Below are 16,943 nucleotides of genomic sequence, written 5' to 3' on the forward strand. Positions count from 1 at the left end.
TTGACAACATTTTTTTACCCAAGTCTAGGGCCCGGCGAGGGAACTGCTTCCATGGAGAAAACTAGTTGCTACGGATGACAAAAAAACCCGGATCCATTGGAGGATCCGGGTTTACGTTGATAGGGTCAGAACCTAATGTTGCCAGTGAAGCCGTTGGAAAACACTCTTTTACTTCGCCGCAGGCATCGGCTTCTGCTCCTTATACTGCAACTCATACAAGCGGTAGTAATAGCCCCGCTGCGCCAGCAGCTGGTAATGGTTGCCGATTTCGCGCACTTTGCCCTTGTGCATGACGATGATCTGGTCGGCATGCTGAATCGTCGACAGCCGGTGGGCTACGATAAGCGTCGTTCGGCCCGCTGAAATGTTGTGCAGCGCGTCCTGAACGACAATCTCGGTCTCGGTATCGATGTTCGACGTCGCCTCGTCGAGAATAAGAATTTCCGGGCGGAACGCGATCGCCCGCGCGAAGGAAAGCAGCTGCCGCTGACCGAGCGACAGGTTGATGCCCCGCTCGCCGAGCAGCGTGTTATAGCCTTGCGGCAGGTCGCGGACGAACTCGTCGATATGCACCATTTTGGCCGCATCGAACACTTCCTCATCCGTTATTTCGGTGTTATTCAAGCGAATGTTGGATGCAATATCGCCGGTGAACAGGAAGACGTCCTGCTGCACGATACTGATGCTGCGCCGCAGCTCGTCGAGCGGGATATCGCGGATATCGACACCGTCGAGGCGGATGCTGCCTTTTTGAATATCATAAAAGCGGTTGATCAGCTGGATGATCGAGCTTTTGCCGGCACCCGTCGCTCCTACGAAGGCTATCGTCTGTCCAGGCTGAATGGTGAAGCTGACATCCTTCAGCACCCAATCTTCTTTATTGTAAGCGAACCATACATGGTCGAACGTAATTTCGCCGCGGATCGGCTTCGGCAGGCTCTTGGTGACCTCCGAGTCGATGATGGACGGCTTCTCGTCCAGCATTTCGAATATACGCTCCGCTCCGACCATCGCGGTCTGAATCTGATTGTATTTCTCCGCCAAGCTCATCAGCGGCTGGAAAAACTGTCTTACGTAATGCGTAAAAGCATATACGATACCGAACGTGATGCTTCCTTCGATAACGCTGGCCCCGCCATACCAGAGCAGGAGTGCAATCGCCAGGTTGCCGAAAAAGCCGATAGCCGGCTGGAAGATCGAGTTAATAACGGTACCCCGCATCCCCGCACGGTAAAATTCCGTATTGTGGTGATCGAACTGCTCCCATTGTCTTTGCTCCCGAATAAACAATTGCGTAATCCGGATGCCAGACAAATTTTCCGCCAAAAAGGAGTTCAACCGCGACAAAATGATTCTCGATTTACGCTGCGCCTCTCTGATGACAGACCGGTACCAGAACGTAAGCACCGCAAGAAACGGGATGACCGCAAACGACAGCAGCGCGAGCTTCATGCTCATTTGCATCATGATAACGATCGTTCCGATCAGGAAAATTACGTCCTTCACCAGGTTGACGACAACCTGCGAATATAATTGGTTCAACGATTCGGTGTCCTGGGTTACCCTAACGACCAATCGTCCGACCGGATTACGGTCAAAGTACGACATCGACATCCGGTTCAAATGGCTGAACAGCTGCTGCCGAATATTGAAAATGATCGTCTGGCCCGTATATTGCAGCAGATTGCTTTGCAAATAGTTGAGTATCGCACCTGTCACAACTGTGAGCAGGAACAAAATTCCAAGCGTAGTAAACCCGCTGTAATCCTGCTTCTTGAACGCATCCAAAGCCGGTTCATCCAATACAACGGCATCGTAGACGCTGTTCTCCGCCGTCGTCAGCTTCACCGCTCCGCCCTGCTCCGTAACCTTCAATTCGGATTGCTGCGCAGGAAGCCAGCCGTTGATCATGTACTCACGGCCGTCGACGTTCACGATCTGCTTCTTTTCGGTCCCTGCAGGAATCGTTCCGTTCTCCGTCTCATCGGGCTCCAAGCGGACAAAGTCCCGGCCATTCCAGGAGGCAGCTGAACCGCCGTAAGGCTTCAGCTTCCCGGCTTGATCGCTGCTGACAGCGAGCATGGGCTTGTGCATCCCGTTGATATGACCGTCGATTGCGATTTTCATTAAGTAGGGTCTGGCCAAGTCCGCCACCACGATCAAAAACGAAAGGGCGATACACAGAAGGATCATCTTCCAATAAGGCTTGGCGTAAGACATAAGCCGCGAGATCAGCTGGCTGTCTTTAAAATTCTTGATCTCTTTCTCCGTATGAATATTCATGCGCCTGCTCCCTTCCGAATAAGCCCGCCCTGAGTCAAATCAAGCTCTTGGCCTTCCTGTCTTTCGGCCTCTTGATCCAACAGCTGCTTATGGTACATATCCGCATAAATACCGTTTTGCCGAAGAAGCTTCTCATGCGATCCTTGCTCTACGATTTCGCCTTCATCCATAACGACGATTTGATCGGCGGACTGAACCGAAGAGATCCGGTGTCCGATAATAATGGTCGTTCTTTTGTTCATAACCGATTTCAGCCCTTCGAGAATCAAATCCTCGGTTATCGTATCTACGGCCGACAAGCTATCGTCGAAGATGAGAATGGAAGGCTTCTTAATAATTGCCCGGGCAATGCTCACACGCTGGCGCTGTCCGCCGGATAACGAAATGCCGCGTTCGCCGAGCGCCGTATCGAATTGTTCGGGAAACTCTACAATGTTATCGTACACTTGGGCTACCTTGGACGCTTCGACAACCTGTTCATCGGTATACGGCTTCGGGTCGAAGCCGATGTTGTCGCGAATGGTCGACGAGAACAGGAACTGATCCTGCGGCACGATGCCAATCTGCCCGCGCAGTGTCTGCAGCGGAATTTCATGGATGTCGTTGCCGTCGATGAATACCGTTCCTGCCGGCGGATTGTAAAGGCGGACAAGCAGATGCACAAGCGTGCTCTTCCCGCTGCCCACTCGGCCGACGATGGCGAGGCTGCTTCCTTTTTTCACTTTGAGCGAAATGTTTTTCAGCGTCGGTCTGTTTGCCTCCGGGTAAGAGAAGGTCAGATTGCGAATTTCGATATCCCCGTCGATGTTATCGATGTGCTGCTTGGCCATCTCGTCGTCGACAATATCCGGCTGCGTGTTGAAAATTTCCATCAAGCGAAGCTCCGACGCTCGGCCGCGCTGCATCAAATTGACGACCTTGCCCAAGTTCTCAATCGGTCCCATCAGCAAGGATAAATACGTATTGAACGCTACGAATTCTCCCAGCGTAATAATGTTTTTAAGCACCATAATGCCCCCGAGCACGACGGATACGAGAAAACTGAATCCGACGATACCGGAGCTCAATGCGCCGAACAGCGAGTTCGAGCGGACGAACCTGCGGTTCATGTCAACCGCATGCTGATTATCCTTGGTGAACAGCTCGCGCTCCGCCTTTTCCTGTACAAACGCTTTCACGACACGAATCCCCGCGGTGAATTCCTGCACTCTGCTGGTCAAATCGGAAATGGCCTTTTGCATATCGACGGATTGCTGCTGAATCCGGCTGTTGAAGCGATAAGCCAAGAGGCTTAACAGCGGCAGCGGGAGCATGGTTATCAGCGTCAGCCACGGATTTACCGATGTCACCATCGCGATAACCGAAATGACGATCAGCATGAGCGATTCCATAATATTGAAATATCCTTGCATCGTCACCTCGCGGACGACGCCAACGTCACTAATCGCGTGGGACATTAAATCGCCGATCCGCTGGTTGTTGAAATATTGCGCGGATAGTCTCTCCCAATGCTTGAACAAATTCCCTCTTACACGCATTTCGAGCATTCTTGACAGTCGGAACAAATAAATCCGGCTCGTCGAACGGAAAAATGCTATCCCAAGCCCTACCGCCGTCATCCACAGCGCGAACTTGATCGTTTCCTGGTACGTTAATGCCGAATCCTGCAATTTGTCCGTAAAATCACCAAGCAGCAGCGGTATTAACAGCTGAAGCAAGCTGGATATGGACAATAATGCAAATCCAATCAAGTAAGGCCAGCGATTCCTCTTAACATGGTTCCAAAAAATATTGTGCCTCTCCATCCGTTTTCCCCCCACGGCTTTCCGCATTGATGCCTACTTTTTACGAGTCCTTGCCGTATCTAGTATAAGGCTAATGTTAAGATTACCTTGATTGGAAGGAAGATACCATGGATATACTTGCTTCAAATTATGGACTATTTTACTTTTCCGAAATGCCAAATATGGATTTTGGCCGCTCCTCCTTTGACCCATTGGCCAAGCTGCTCCCAGTCCGTCATGCTGTATTTGCTGCTTGCCGGTAGGGCTTGCTCATTCTCGTCGTTTACCGTCAGCTGTCTGGCTTTTTTCAGCGATTCATACTCTTCGTACGACACGTGCCACAGCTCGACGAACAAACCGGGCTGGTCCGTCCCCTCCAGCCAAACGAGCTCCGGGTAATTAGCCCTCACACCGTCCATCCACTTTGAATAATCTGGCCTGTAATTGGGTAAGATTTGATATTCGACAAATGCTATAGACATTTTTTAACCCCTTTAGCTTTATTTTAAGGTAGAAAATGATACACTAATAATATGCCCTTCCGCCTTCATTTCTCAAGAAAAGGAAGCCGGAGCTGGCGCATTTGCTTTCCTGCGGAAAGCCAGGTTTATGCTTACGATGCAAGCTTTCCTCCGGAAAGCTCGGCACATGCTTACGATGCAAGCTTTCCTTCGGAAAGCTCGGCACACGCTTACGATGCAAGCTTTCCTTCGGAAAGCTCTTAGGAGGAGACCACAACATGGACAGCGGAACACACCTTGTAATCGGCTTCGGACTAGCCGGATTGGCTTACATCGATCCCGTAGTTGCAGCGGATCCCAGCGTTTCCACCGCCGTTTTAATCGGGACCGTACTCGGATCGCAAGCGCCCGATGCAGATACATTGCTGCGGCTGAAAGACAACGCTACCTACATTAAAAACCATCGCGGCCGATCGCATTCGCTGCCCGCCCTCATCATATGGACGGCATTAATCACCTTAGGCCTAATGATGGCCTTCGACAACCTGCCATTCTGGCACGTGACCATGTGGGTATTTATCGCTGTAGCATTCCATGTGTTCACCGATTTGTTCAATACGTACGGTACGCAGGCGTTCCGGCCATTTTCGGAAAAGTGGGTCTCGTGGAACATTATTCATATATTCGATCCCGTCATTTTTATATCCCACCTCATTGCTATCTTCATGTGGTCGGTTCATCTGGTTCGTCCGGAGGTTCTCTTTCCCATTTTGTACATGATATTGGCAGTGTATTACGTCTGGAGATCGTGGTATCATCATTATCTGGAGTCCAATCTGTTCCAGAAAGATCCCCGCTATAAGCAGGGCGAACGCTATTATTTGATACCGACCTTTCATTTGTATGTATGGCAAGTGGTGAAGAAGATGCCTAACGGCCATTTTGCCCTTGGGGAATACAGGAACAACCGGATCAAGTGGGTCGATGAAGTGTCTTGCGATGCTCATCCGGCCGTGGAAGCTTCCAAAAACAACAAAGATATAGCCGCTTTCCTGTACTTTACCTCTTTCGCCTGCGCGGATCTTCACTTTCATGAGTGGGGATATGAGGTACGATGGGCCGATGTCCGGTACCGCCACCGGAAGCAGTATCCGTTCGTAGCCGTCATGATGCTGGATAAGGAGTTGAACCCCCTCGATTCTTATGTAGGATGGGTCAGCGAGACGCGTCTCGGCAAAAAATTGCGGGTCAATACGTAGCTCGGGTACCGATGCTGCTCGACATTCGATGAAAAATGGCAGGAGAGGCCACTTTCGCACATGCACCGTTAAAATCTTGGGCTGTTGCAGAACAGCCCTTTTCTTTTGCCTGAGGGAGTCGTATCTTATATAATACAAAAAAGCCCAGGGATTGCTCCCTGAGCTTCTATGATGATACGTTGATTCGAAGCCAGTGTCGATTAACGAGTTTGGCCAGCCAGCGATTGCTCGGCGATTTGAACCAGACGACGAGTGATGTGACCACCGATTGCACCCGTGTCACGGGATGCCATGTAACCGTAGTACCCGTCTTGTGGGATTTGAATACCCAACTCTTGAGCTACCTCATACTTTAATTGATCCAAAGCTTGGTTTGCTTGAGGTACGACTAATTGGTTACTGCTTCGGGATTGTCCTTGTGCCATGATGATCAGCACTCCTTTCAATCTGAATGATATCTTTGATGTATTTGCAAGCTTGCAAACTTATTATGTGACGCACGTCAAAAAGTATACGCACAATTTGAAAAAATCTTTTCGATTTTCAAATACTCATCAGAAAGGCGGTACTACCCGCATGAACAAAGGACTAGCACTCTTATTCGCTATTGTCGGAACGCTGCTGCTGGCCGGCATCAGCTTCTCTCTCAGCGTCGGAAACGGATGGCTCGCATTGCTGTTCTCCGTATTGTCCATCGGCTTTATCGGATTCGGCTTTGTGGTCAAAGCCCGACTCAGACGGCGCAACGGAGAGGGCAATTAAAGAACGAGAAAGCCCATTCTCTCTTTCGTGATCCGCAATATGTTCTCGGCTTCCGCGGATGCCCTTTCAGCGCCTTGACGCAATATATCATGGAGCTCGCCGGACTTGCGGATGTCCTGATAGCGCTGCTGAATCGGCTCCAACAAGGCAACGACCTGCTCGGCCAATTCTTTTTTGAACGGACCGTATCCTTGTCCTTCATACTGGGCTTCGATGTCCGCTATGGACTTATTCGAGCATTGCGCGTAAATGCTGATCAAATTGCTGACCTCCGGCTTGTTCTGAGGGTCAAATTTCACTTCACGGCACGAGTCGGTTACGGCTCGGCTTATTTTTTTGCGGATGACGTCCGGCGCATCCAGCATGGCGATGAAGCTGCCTTGGTTGGCGCTGCTTTTGCTCATTTTCTTCGATGCGTCGTCGAGCGACATTATGCGCGCTCCGACTTGCGGAATGTACGGCTCCGGAATCGTGAATGTATCGCCATATCTTTGGTTGAACCGCTGCGCCAAATCGCGTGTCAGCTCTAGATGCTGCTTCTGATCGTCGCCTACCGGTACGAGGTCCGCATTATATAGCAAAATATCGGCGGCCATCAGAGACGGGTATGTGAACAATCCGGCGCCTACGGATTCCTTGCCCGCCGCTTTGTCCTTGAACTGCGTCATCCGCTCCAGCTCGCCCATATAGGTCAGCGTCGTCAACAACCATCCGAGCTCCGCATGCTGGCGCACATGGGATTGCAGGAATACCGTTGCCTTGGACGGGTCGATCCCCGCCGCGATATACAGCGCGGCTACCGCCTCGCTCTGCTCGCGCAGCGCGGCCGGCTCCTGCGGCACGGTGATGGCGTGCAAATCGACCGCCATGAAGTAGCAGTCGTGCGTATGCTGCAAAGCCACGTAGTTTTTCAGCGCTCCGATGTAGTTGCCCAATGTCAATTGTCCGCTCGGCTGCATGCCGGATAATACTCTTTTCATTTGATGTTCCTCCTTGATTTTCTTTATAATGTTGTTTTATGGGTGGTGTTCCGATTTTGCATGGGACGATATCCCGCTTCACCCGCTTGTGGAATGCACAGCGCAGCGGCAGCCATTTCACCTTCACACTACTACTCCCACCAAAATAACGAGCGTCAGGGAGTATGTAAAGATACCGGAGAGCTTACGATCCGCCTTTTGAAGCTGTGTTCTCACCACGGGAATCGGATAAATAGAACACGGCTTCAACAGCGGACGGAGGTACTTTACTACTCCCGAAGCCCCGTTATTTTACATACTCCTCAACACAAAAAGGCCCTCCGCCGCAAGGGACGAAGGACCGTGGTGCCACCCTATTTTGCTTACATTCGCAGGGACAACAACGCCCAGCACTTATAAGCCTTAAGCTCTTGTAACGGAGAGTATCCGGACCAGCCTTTGATTATGATGCAACAACACCAGGCAAGAAGCCTGTCCGCATCATTTCGTTCAGCCGTCAGCTCCAGGACCCATTCAACGCCACTGCCTACCGGTTCACAGCACCCACCGGCTCTCTGAAAGGCTCATTGCCGCCTACTTGCTCCTGTCATTGCTTATTTCTATCATTAGGTTCTGATTGCTTCTTGTTATCATATACATAACATCCACACCATGTCAATCCTTCCCCAACGGGCAATTTTTTATCCCGATCCCCTTCATATTTTGTTATTTGCCTGTCCTATATACCGTACGTCCCGCATATTATATAATAATAATATTTACGAATTAGAAAGGGAGAAATGTCCAATGCGGCCAATGATCATGCGTTGGAGTACGAATGTGCTCACTTTAGCCTGCCTTATCATGCTGATTCTTATTTTTACCCAAAAGCATCCGATCGATTGGAGCTTTCTCCAGAGCAACGACATGCAGAACTTCAAAACGTTGTTCCTGAGCATCATTCTGGAGGCGTTCCCCTTCGTACTGCTTGGCGTACTCGTTTCGGCCCTGCTGCAAATGTTCGTCTCCGAGCAAACGATCCGCCGGCTTGTCCCGAAAAACCCGGTGCTGGGCATTCTGTTCGCTTGCGTTGTTGGGATTATTTTTCCGCTGTGCGAGTGCGGGATGATTCCTGTCATTCGCCGTTTGATGAAAAAAGGCATGCCCGTATATGTCGCCATCGTATTCATCTTGGTCGGCCCTATCATTAACCCGGTCGTCTATGCCTCCACCTTCATGGCGTTCCGAAGCCGCCCCGAGATTGCTTACTCCCGCATGGGACTGGCATTCATCGTGGCCTTGGCGATCGGCCTGATTGTTTACAAATTTGTCCGGTCGAATCCGCTTCGCGGCACTACTGCTTCGGCAGCGATACATAACCATCATGCACATGAGAACAGCCATCATCACGATCACGATCATTATCACGCGCACCACCATGCGAGCCATGACCATCATGCTCATGAACATCACAATACACATGAGCATCACCACCATGATCACGGCAGCCATACCCATGCTGGACATACCGGGGTTACAGGCAAGCTGTTCGGCATTCTCGGACACGCGTCCGATGAGTTTTTCGAAATGGGCAAATATTTGATGTTCGGAGCCATGCTGACCGCGGCAATACAGACGGTCGTTTCGAGAGAAAGCCTCGTTTCCATCGGGCAGGGAGACGTTCAATCCCATCTGTTCATGATGGCTTTTGCTTTTGTCCTGTCGCTCTGCTCCACCTCGGACGCGTTCGTGGCCTCCTCCTTCAATACGACGTTCTCGACAGGCTCGCTGCTGACGTTTCTCGTCTTCGGGCCGATGCTCGATATCAAAAGCCTGCTGATGATGCTGTCCGCCTTTAAAGCCCGCTTCGTCATAGCGTTATCCGCATTAATTGTTGTAGTCGTATTGGTTTGCTCACTTGTGTTCGAGCGAATCTTCTTCACCTGATCGAAAGGAGCGTGAAAGCTTGAGTCCGCGAATTATCAGTCTTCATCATTTCATCAAAGCCGCAATCCTGTTCGGCTTCGCCATGTATATCGTCTCTTTGGTCAAGACGGAAAACATTTTATATTACATAGCCCCGCGCATGGTCGACTACGTCAAATGGTCCGCCGTCGGTTTCTATGCGATAGCCGTGTATCAGGTGTACCAGGCATTTCGCTCCTTCTGGGGCAGCGCCGACGCCTGCGATTGCGATCACGACCATACGCCGTCCCGGTCCATTATGAAAAATACGGTGCTGTACGGCATGTTCATCATTCCGCTGCTGCTCGGCTTTCTCCTGCCCGATCTGTCGATGGGAAGCAGTCTCGCCGCCAAAAAAGGTATGAACCTGAGCAGCTCAAGCAGTGTCAAGAAAGATTCGGGAGCCGCCGCGGCGCCAGCATCGCCGTCTAGCACCCCACCGGCACAAAGCGCCAATGCTGGATCGACAGCAGCCGCCGGTTCTTCAGAGGAGCTCTTTCCATCGGATAAATTTACGGAGCAATACGCCAAATACGCCAAACAAATTTACAAGTCCGATCTCATCAAAGTGAAAGAAGAGCTGTACATGGAAACGCTGACTACGGTGGATTTGTATATGGATCGTTTTGTCGGCAAAAAAATGGAGCTGACCGGATTCGTCTACCGCCAGGAAGAGATGAAAGACAATCAGTTCGTTGTCGGACGCTTCTCGATTCAATGCTGCTCGGCCGACGCCGCTCCGTTCGGTGTTCTCGTCGAATACGAACGTGCCAAAAACTTCGCCGATGACTCTTGGGTTACCGTAACCGGAACGATCCAGAAAACAAGGTTCAATGACATGGACATCATGATGCTGAAGGTCGAAAAAATCGCCGCAGCCGAACCGTCCAAAGCCCAGTATGTCTACCCTAATTTCGATTTCGGCACATAGCGGCTGTAAGGGATACCCACCGGAATAGACAAACAAAAATTCAGTTTCCTTGGTTTCTCAAAAGTTCACCTGGCATATGTCCAGGTGTTTTGTTTTGACATCATGACAGCGGGCGTCCGCTTTTGATACAATAAAATGCAGTAGCAACCACTCTATGCACTTTTATCCGGCAAAGGAGACTTTTTCTTATGATCAAGCAAATCGACTGGCAAGGCACTCCCGCTTATACATTGGAGAATGACAAACTGATCGTCTCCATCTGTCCTGCGATCGGCAACAACGTTTACAGCATTTGGGACAAAACGCTCCAGCGCGAAATGCTGCGAGTTCCTGCAGCTCCATCGGATTTGGCGGAACAGCCGGTTCAGTACGGCACGCCTGTCCTGATGCCGCCGAACCGGATTCGGGAAGGCCGCTTCCAATTCGACGGAAGGTCGTACCAGTTCGATATTAACCATGCGACCGGCAACCACATTCACGGTATGCTAAGAAGCCAGTCCTGGGCGGTCGTCGCTTCCGGCGAACGGGACGGCAAGCTGTTCATCACCTCCTCGATCCGTCTGGCCGATGATGCGAATGTACAGCGGCAGTACCCGCATGCGCTGGAGCTTGAGCTCACGTATGAGCTGGAAGGCAGCCGCTTGAGCCACAAGCTGAAGGTCGTGAACAATGGAACGACAGCCGCTCCGTTCGGCTACGGACTGCACACCTGGTTTCTATTGGACGGCGAGCCGGAAAGCTGGAAGCTGCAGCTCCCTGTCAGCTCGATCTGGGAGCTTGACGAGCTGAACGTTCCGACGGGGAACCTCGTTCCGCTTGGAACGTATGACGCGCTCCTTGAAGGCGATGTGCTGAAAGGACACAACATGGATACCGTGTTCCAAATTGGGGATCATCCGTGTATTGCCGTTCTGTCCAAAGATACGGTGGAAATCCGTTATAGCGGATCCGATTTGTTCAAGCAATGGGTTATTTTCACCAAAGGCGAAGCTCATGATTTCATCTGCCTCGAGCCTTACACTTGGGTAACCAACGCGCCGAACATCGATCTTCCAGCCGAGGTTACCGGATTGCGCGGTATTGAACCAGGCGAATCGCTGGAGCTCGAAGTCACGCTGGAAGTCGTGTACAAGTAAGGGATCACAAATATAAAAAGGGATTGTTCACTCAGCACGAATTGCTTGAGTCGAGAGAACGATCCCTTTTTTTCATTTCAGCTTACAGATTCCACTCCCGTCTTGCTTCCTCCATCGTTTTCATTTGCCCCTTGCCCCAGGCGTAATGGCCCTTCGGCTGCTTGCCCACCCAGCGCTCATCGACCGGCTCGCTCTTCAGCTGATACCTTGTATCGGCGCTAAGCCGGAACCGGTTCGTCATGTTGTCCGTCGAGCCATGCAGCAAATACATGCCGAAGATCATCACGTCTCCTGCAGAGAACGAGGTTGTGGCCCATTGGCCGCCGAATCGGTCCACCATCTCGATCGGATCCGTTGAGAACCAACCGTTCTCGTGCTGATCGCGGTCTACATCCACTTGACCGTACGTCTGCTTCATTTGCTCGAAGCGATGCGATCCGAGACATACCGTCAACGTTCCCTGCTCGATCGGTATATCGCCGAGCGGCGTCCACATCGTGTACACCTGCTTCGTCCCCCGCCCCATATAGACGATGTCGTAATGCGCGCCCGTATTTCCTCCCTGCCCTACCGCACGCGGCCATTTATAGTCATAGGTCATGCTCTCTCCGCCGAGCAGTCGATCGAAAAATTCCATCACTGCTTGCCCTGTTACAAGCTCGTAAAACGGCCTCATATCTTCGTCATCCGGCTGGGCCGGACCGCCGAACATGGTTCCTTTCGCGCCTTCCGCGATGACCCCTTCCTCCAAAGGATAGCTATGGTCGAGCCGCGCCTGCTTGTCGAGCTTTCGCAGTAGGCCCGTTCGCGCCTCCAGCACCTTCTTCCGGTCGTGAAACCCGCGGATCAACAAATAACCGTCATCCTCCAGCCGTTTGCGCAATGCCGCTGTATCATGCAAAATAGCGTTCGAATCCTGCAGCTCGGTTAAATAGCGGCTGCCCATCTCCAATGAAACCTTGCCCATTTGAATGCTCATGCTCTTGCCTCCCCGAACGGTTTGGAATGCTTCACTAAGATGCCGGCGCCATCAGCCGTTGTTCGTCCCAGCCTCAAGCTCCCAAGCATATCTTGAGTTCAGCTTACCATCGGGCGCATACGTTCACCATGGCTAATCGTCTTTACAATTTGCATCTTTGTAGAGTAATGTTTAAGTCAAAGAGCCCTATCATGATCGTTTCATGCAAATCCCTTAATTGATAAGGAGCCACTTCTATGGAGCATCGATTCACCTTACCCAAGCTGTACAGCGCCATTCAAGTGCCGGGGATGGAATACGCGCTCCGGCCTGCAGGATGGTCCTATCCGAATCACCGCCATCCTTACTTCGAGTTTATTTACTGCGTTCAAGGGGAAATTGAGCAGTGGGTGGACGGTCAGATGGTGCTGCTGCAGCCTGGCGAAGCCGTTATTATTCCATCCGATTCCTATCACTCGACGAGCACTTCCATCGACAGCAGCTACTTCGACTTTCATTTTCATGTGGAGGCCGATGAGATCAATCTTGTTTTTCAGCTGTCCCGCCATACGCTGCTTCGTTCTTCCGATGATTTTGCTATGGAGGACTGGGTGAAGCAGTTTTTGACCCGTTTCGGCGAGCCGCTGTCCATGATGTCGATTCAGCCGAATGAACGGACTCACGATGTGTCCGGGTCCATAAGGCAGTCGGTTATTTTGCTGCAGATTCATTCGACCATCGTGCAGTTCATCAGCATGATCGCCTCTCATATTCTTAGTGCCGGCAACGATTGGCTTCTATCTGCCAGCGTCAAGCCGTCCCAGATCAAGCTGGCGAGGGAAGCCGCCTATCTTATGGAGCAGCAGCCTGAGAAGGCTCCCTCCATATCCGAACTGTCGCGGCAGCTGAATGTTCACCGCACCTATTTGCATTCCTGCTTCAAGCATGTATACGGTTTGTCGCCTTCCGCTTATTGGCAGCGTAAAAGAATCAACGAAGCCCGGCAGCTGCTGCAAAAAACAAGCCTGAGCATCGAGGAAATCGGCAGCAGGCTCCACTTCTCGTCAACGAGTCATTTCAGCCGTACGTTCCGGTCGATGTCAGGCATGTCTCCCCAGCAATTCCGGACTCATAATAGAAGAGCCTAGCGGACGACTGCGAATTATTGCTTGCTTATTTCAAGAATATGCATGTTCCCCTTTTCATCCGCTTCCCGCAGCACGGTGTTGATATCCTTGTTCTCGGTTACCATTGCTTTGGCCGCTTCCTTCAAGAACGAATACATTTTCGTATCATACCGGGTCGCCTCCGGCAGCGGAGCCGGTTTCACCGCGAAAATACCCGCTAGATTTTTCCCTTCATACAGCTTCGTTTCGCTTGCAAATTGCTTTTTCAAGTTCTGGTCCTTTAGAATCGTCAGCCTAATTCCCTTGTTCATCGATTTCTGGACTTCCTCGTTGATCAGCGTTTGGATAGCTGCGAAGGCCGCATCTTTGTTAGAGCTCGTCGGTGTGATCATCGCCATGTGGAAATCGATCTCCCGGCCAAGCCCCCGCTTATCGTCAAAGGAAGGGAAAGAAACGACATCCCAGTTAAAATCTTTGCCCGCTTCTTTCAATTGCGGCAGACGTGTCGTCAAGTTCGCAATCCAATACGGGTACATTGCCAGCTTCTGATCCTTCAGGAAGTAATCGATCCCGTACGTGTATTTCTTATTGCCGTCGACAATTCCCGGAATCGTATACAGCTGGTCGTACAACCCGAACACCTTTTTATATGGATCGCCGGTCAGTGCGGCTTTTTCCTGTTTATCGTCGACCACGGGCAAGGAGTAGGCTCTGCTCAGCACCTGAGGATCTCCTATATCCAATCCGATATACTGGGTTCCCTGATCCATTCGCGTCACTTTGCGCGCCAGCTCCATCACTTCGTTCCAAGTCATGTTATCCTTCGGATACGGTACGGCGAATTTATCGAAAATATCTTTGTTATAAGCCATAACTCCATAGTTCATTGCGTACGGGATGCCGTAAATTTCCCCGTTCTTCCCGAATTTCTTAAGCAGGTTGACCGCCTCCGGCTCCAAGGCATTCATGTCGATGTTCTGCTTCTTGATCCGGTCGTTCAGATCGATCCCCAAATTTTGCTGAAGCAGGTCATGCAAGTAGTAATTGCTTGTCAAAATAACATCCGGAAGCTGATTTGCGGTGATGAGCTTGTCCAGGGACGTTCCGGAAACATACTGAACTTCAATGTTCGGATATTTCGATTTGACCGGTTTAGCGACCAGCGCATCCAGATCGGCTTGACTTAAAATTCCAGCATTATGGTTATAAAAAGTTAAAGTAACCGGTTCATTATTATACACATTTTCGTTATTGGGTGCTGAGGAGGTCTCCTTGCCTCCGCATCCGGTCAGCAGCAGTAAAGCCGACAGAACGACTCCGATACCGCTTTGAAATCCTTTATGAATACTCATTTTCACCCCTCCAATTGCTTGCAAATCAAGGAATTGTACCCTTTTCTCACTGAACAGGCAAGTTTGCCTCTTGTAAAATGTCATCCGGTGACGTAATAATCCTAACGCAGATTGCCTAAGAAATGAATGAGCAATATAATTAAAACATAAACTATTCTGCTATTCCTGATAACGGGTGATTCGATGGAAAAAAGCATACTCCTATGCGGCTATTCATACCATCTTCAGAAGCTGCGAAGAGGAAACAAGAAGGTAGGATTAGGAAGCTATCTGCTTCGGTTGCAAACTCATGGAAGCTGTATCGTAACTATGGAAGGAAAGGACCTGATCATCGAACCCGGCGATTTGATCATGCTGAGGCCGGGCAGCTCGTATGAAATGAGGATAGAAGGAGTGACCGGCAGCGGAGACTATTATTTATTTTGCCAAGGAGCCTGGATGGACGAATGGTGGAGCCGGTACGAGAAGCCGAGTCTATCCCGCATCAAGCTCGGAGAATCGATCTTGCATCCATGGAGACAGATTATTAAGGAATCGCGCCGGTTAAATGAAGAAAACAGGGAATTAACGGATTATTTGCTGCGGGTGTTATGCTTGTCGCTGGACAGGGCTGTTACCGATACGACGGCTTCTTACAGCCGATCCATGACCGCCATCCGCATGAAGCAGTTCATTGAGGAGCATGCTCACCAGCCATTCAAGGTGGAGGATGTGGCGAAGCATGTACAGCTGAGCATTTCGCGTGCGTCACATTTTTTCAAGGAGTGCTACGGGAAGACGATCATAGAGTACGCTTTGGAATTTCGCCTTTCCATTGCCGTAGAGCGAATGCGGCACACGAATATATCAATGGAGCTTATAGCGGAGAGCTGCGGCTTTGGGAGCTATACGTATTTCCACCGCGTGTTCCGGCACAAATTCGGCATTCCCCCTTCCCATTTCCGCAAGCTGGAAAAATCGTTCCGCTGACATGAGGCTCCAATAATGAAAAAGGGATCTCCGGAAGGAGGCTTCTTCCGCTCTCCAACCCGCAATCCCACAAGAATACACTCACTGGCCTACTTAAGAAAATAGCCCCTCCGGCACCTTTGCATCCCACCGTTCCGGCTGCTTCAACCCCAGAGCGCGGCATACTACCGCGGCCGTATCGATCAAACCCAGCGCCTCGGGTACGTCGGAGCCAACGGCGATGCCAGGGCCGGAGCACATCCAGAATACCGTCTTATCGAGCGGATGGTCGCTGCCGTGCCCTTTGGGATTGTCTCCTCCTCCGCCATGGTCCGTCGTCAGGATGATCAGGCTATCGTCCGCCCAGCCGGCATCCTTCACTGCCTGGAGAATGATCCCGCTCCAGCGGTCGGTCTCGGTAATGGCCTGCAAGTAGTCTGCAGTCCCGTAGCCATACTTATGACCGGCCGCATCCGGATAATCGAATTGGACGAACAGCACATACAAGTCCGGGTTGCTCCGGATATATTCTGCGCAAGCTACCGCGAGCTCCGCATCCGGCATGGATACTTTATGCACGCCTATCCCGTCTTCGACAATGCCGTCCATGATCGGCTTCCAGCATGTAAAGGCAGCCAGCTTCCGATCCGGATGCGCTTCATGCGCCACGCGAAAAAAGGACGGATACGGCGAATCGCCGGGATACGTATGTCTTGCCGCCCTCTCGTTGTCCAATCCGTGCTTCTCCGGCCCTACCCCGTGCAGCAAAGCGCCCCAGCACTCAGCGCTGATCGTCGGCGACACAGTCTGTGCGGATATGGTAGAAGCCCCTTTGGCCATCCATTCGTCCAAATGAGGCGTCGGTGTATGCTGCACGAAGCTGCCTGCGCCGTCCCAGCCGATCACTATGACCCGATTGATTGTATTGCTCTGTGAAGCCTTCATCATCATCTCTCCCAGCCCGATAATTTTCGTTATGAGAACTTGTTATCTAATGTTCATTGTAGGGGGATTTTCG

At 51.1% G+C, this 16,943-nt stretch carries 15 protein-coding genes and 1 other annotated feature; of the genes, 7 read left to right on the forward strand and 8 right to left on the reverse strand.

Annotated elements, in window-relative coordinates:
* Window positions 1-168 precede the first annotated feature (168 nt).
* The 3 genes from DVH26_RS30245 to DVH26_RS30255 form a co-directional block, all read right to left on the reverse strand.
* Window positions 169-2,283, reverse strand: coding sequence for an ABC transporter ATP-binding protein (locus DVH26_RS30245; RefSeq protein ID WP_239628759.1), 2,115 nt, complete (start codon window positions 2,281-2,283; stop codon window positions 169-171).
* Window positions 2,280-4,088: an ABC transporter ATP-binding protein gene (locus tag DVH26_RS30250; RefSeq protein WP_239628760.1), complete on the reverse strand. Its 1,809-nt coding sequence runs from the start codon at window positions 4,086-4,088 to the stop codon at window positions 2,280-2,282. Before DVH26_RS30250 ends, DVH26_RS30245 begins: the two co-directional genes overlap by 4 nt.
* 134 nt (window positions 4,089-4,222) lie before the next feature.
* Window positions 4,223-4,549: a hypothetical protein gene (locus DVH26_RS30255; RefSeq protein ID WP_239628762.1), complete on the reverse strand. Its 327-nt coding sequence runs from the start codon at window positions 4,547-4,549 to the stop codon at window positions 4,223-4,225.
* Window positions 4,550-4,806: 257 nt separating this feature from the next.
* Between DVH26_RS30255 and DVH26_RS30260 the strand changes: the two genes are divergently transcribed.
* Complete coding sequence (locus DVH26_RS30260; protein ID WP_239628764.1) at window positions 4,807-5,787, forward strand: metal-dependent hydrolase; 981 nt, start codon at window positions 4,807-4,809, stop codon at window positions 5,785-5,787.
* A 200-nt stretch (window positions 5,788-5,987) separates the two neighbouring features.
* Here the strand turns inward: DVH26_RS30260 and DVH26_RS30265 are convergent, their stop codons facing one another.
* On the reverse strand, window positions 5,988-6,212 hold the full coding sequence (locus tag DVH26_RS30265) for an alpha/beta-type small acid-soluble spore protein (protein WP_239628766.1): 225 nt from the start codon (window positions 6,210-6,212) through the stop codon (window positions 5,988-5,990).
* A 151-nt stretch (window positions 6,213-6,363) separates the two neighbouring features.
* Here DVH26_RS30265 and DVH26_RS30270 point away from each other — a divergent pair, with 151 nt between their 5' ends.
* Entirely contained in the window at window positions 6,364-6,549 is a 186-nt protein-coding gene (locus DVH26_RS30270; protein ID WP_239628768.1) for a DUF5325 family protein, read from the forward strand.
* On the opposite strand, the gene trpS is transcribed toward DVH26_RS30270, so the two are convergent.
* The gene (gene trpS, locus DVH26_RS30275) at window positions 6,546-7,529 is read right to left on the reverse strand and encodes a tryptophan--tRNA ligase (protein ID WP_239628771.1); all 984 of its coding nucleotides are present in this window, start codon (window positions 7,527-7,529) and stop codon (window positions 6,546-6,548) included. The two genes, DVH26_RS30270 and trpS, sit on opposite strands and share 4 nt — an antisense overlap.
* A gap of 325 nt (window positions 7,530-7,854) precedes the next feature.
* Window positions 7,855-8,128 (reverse strand) — a binding site (T-box leader).
* A gap of 187 nt (window positions 8,129-8,315) precedes the next feature.
* Between trpS and DVH26_RS30280 the strand changes: the two genes are divergently transcribed.
* The 3 genes from DVH26_RS30280 to DVH26_RS30290 all read left to right on the forward strand — a co-directional run bounded on the left by DVH26_RS30280 (window position 8,316) and on the right by DVH26_RS30290 (window position 11,540).
* The gene (locus DVH26_RS30280) at window positions 8,316-9,455 is read left to right on the forward strand and encodes a permease (protein WP_239628774.1); all 1,140 of its coding nucleotides are present in this window, start codon (window positions 8,316-8,318) and stop codon (window positions 9,453-9,455) included.
* Window positions 9,456-9,474: 19 nt separating this feature from the next.
* Window positions 9,475-10,404, forward strand: a complete 930-nt coding sequence (locus DVH26_RS30285; protein WP_239628776.1) for a TIGR03943 family putative permease subunit — start codon at window positions 9,475-9,477, stop codon at window positions 10,402-10,404.
* A 188-nt stretch (window positions 10,405-10,592) separates the two neighbouring features.
* Window positions 10,593-11,540 carry an aldose 1-epimerase gene (locus DVH26_RS30290; protein WP_239628778.1) on the forward strand — a complete coding sequence of 316 codons (948 nt, stop codon included), beginning with the start codon at window positions 10,593-10,595 and terminating at the stop codon, window positions 11,538-11,540.
* An 82-nt stretch (window positions 11,541-11,622) separates the two neighbouring features.
* Here DVH26_RS30290 and DVH26_RS30295 read toward each other — a convergent pair whose 3' ends face one another.
* A complete protein-coding gene (locus tag DVH26_RS30295; protein WP_239628781.1) occupies window positions 11,623-12,519 on the reverse strand; it encodes a phytanoyl-CoA dioxygenase family protein in 897 nt (298 codons plus the stop codon).
* 236 nt (window positions 12,520-12,755) lie between these two features.
* Between DVH26_RS30295 and DVH26_RS30300 the strand changes: the two genes are divergently transcribed.
* Window positions 12,756-13,646, forward strand: coding sequence for an AraC family transcriptional regulator (locus DVH26_RS30300; RefSeq protein WP_239628783.1), 891 nt, complete (start codon window positions 12,756-12,758; stop codon window positions 13,644-13,646).
* Window positions 13,647-13,660: 14 nt separating this feature from the next.
* Here DVH26_RS30300 and DVH26_RS30305 read toward each other — a convergent pair whose 3' ends face one another.
* Entirely contained in the window at window positions 13,661-14,977 is a 1,317-nt protein-coding gene (locus DVH26_RS30305; protein WP_239628786.1) for an ABC transporter substrate-binding protein, read from the reverse strand.
* A gap of 183 nt (window positions 14,978-15,160) precedes the next feature.
* Here DVH26_RS30305 and DVH26_RS30310 point away from each other — a divergent pair, with 183 nt between their 5' ends.
* Window positions 15,161-15,946, forward strand: coding sequence for an AraC family transcriptional regulator (locus tag DVH26_RS30310; protein ID WP_239628788.1), 786 nt, complete (start codon window positions 15,161-15,163; stop codon window positions 15,944-15,946).
* Between the two features lie 93 nt (window positions 15,947-16,039).
* On the opposite strand, the gene DVH26_RS30315 is transcribed toward DVH26_RS30310, so the two are convergent.
* On the reverse strand, window positions 16,040-16,870 hold the full coding sequence (locus DVH26_RS30315; RefSeq protein ID WP_239628791.1) for an alkaline phosphatase family protein: 831 nt from the start codon (window positions 16,868-16,870) through the stop codon (window positions 16,040-16,042).
* Window positions 16,871-16,943: the final 73 nt, after the last annotated feature.

This window comes from Paenibacillus sp. H1-7, from assembly GCF_022354825.1.
Lineage (GTDB): Bacteria > Bacillota > Bacilli > Paenibacillales > NBRC-103111 > Paenibacillus_S.

What these genes read in the sequence shown, in the direction of transcription:
- DVH26_RS30245 (WP_239628759.1), bottom strand. Translation starts at nt 2,283, where the DNA reads ATGAATATTCATACGGAGAAAGAGATCAAGAATTTTAAAGACAGCCAG.
- DVH26_RS30250 (WP_239628760.1), bottom strand. Translation starts at nt 4,088, where the DNA reads ATGGAGAGGCACAATATTTTTTGGAACCATGTTAAGAGGAATCGCTGG.
- DVH26_RS30255 (WP_239628762.1), bottom strand. Translation starts at nt 4,549, where the DNA reads ATGTCTATAGCATTTGTCGAATATCAAATCTTACCCAATTACAGGCCA.
- DVH26_RS30260 (WP_239628764.1), top strand. Translation starts at nt 4,807, where the DNA reads ATGGACAGCGGAACACACCTTGTAATCGGCTTCGGACTAGCCGGATTG.
- DVH26_RS30265 (WP_239628766.1), bottom strand. Translation starts at nt 6,212, where the DNA reads ATGGCACAAGGACAATCCCGAAGCAGTAACCAATTAGTCGTACCTCAA.
- DVH26_RS30270 (WP_239628768.1), top strand. Translation starts at nt 6,364, where the DNA reads ATGAACAAAGGACTAGCACTCTTATTCGCTATTGTCGGAACGCTGCTG.
- trpS (WP_239628771.1), bottom strand. Translation starts at nt 7,529, where the DNA reads ATGAAAAGAGTATTATCCGGCATGCAGCCGAGCGGACAATTGACATTG.
- DVH26_RS30280 (WP_239628774.1), top strand. Translation starts at nt 8,316, where the DNA reads ATGCGGCCAATGATCATGCGTTGGAGTACGAATGTGCTCACTTTAGCC.
- DVH26_RS30290 (WP_239628778.1), top strand. Translation starts at nt 10,593, where the DNA reads ATGATCAAGCAAATCGACTGGCAAGGCACTCCCGCTTATACATTGGAG.
- DVH26_RS30295 (WP_239628781.1), bottom strand. Translation starts at nt 12,519, where the DNA reads ATGAGCATTCAAATGGGCAAGGTTTCATTGGAGATGGGCAGCCGCTAT.
- DVH26_RS30300 (WP_239628783.1), top strand. Translation starts at nt 12,756, where the DNA reads ATGGAGCATCGATTCACCTTACCCAAGCTGTACAGCGCCATTCAAGTG.
- DVH26_RS30305 (WP_239628786.1), bottom strand. Translation starts at nt 14,977, where the DNA reads ATGAGTATTCATAAAGGATTTCAAAGCGGTATCGGAGTCGTTCTGTCG.
- DVH26_RS30310 (WP_239628788.1), top strand. Translation starts at nt 15,161, where the DNA reads ATGGAAAAAAGCATACTCCTATGCGGCTATTCATACCATCTTCAGAAG.
- DVH26_RS30315 (WP_239628791.1), bottom strand. Translation starts at nt 16,870, where the DNA reads ATGAAGGCTTCACAGAGCAATACAATCAATCGGGTCATAGTGATCGGC.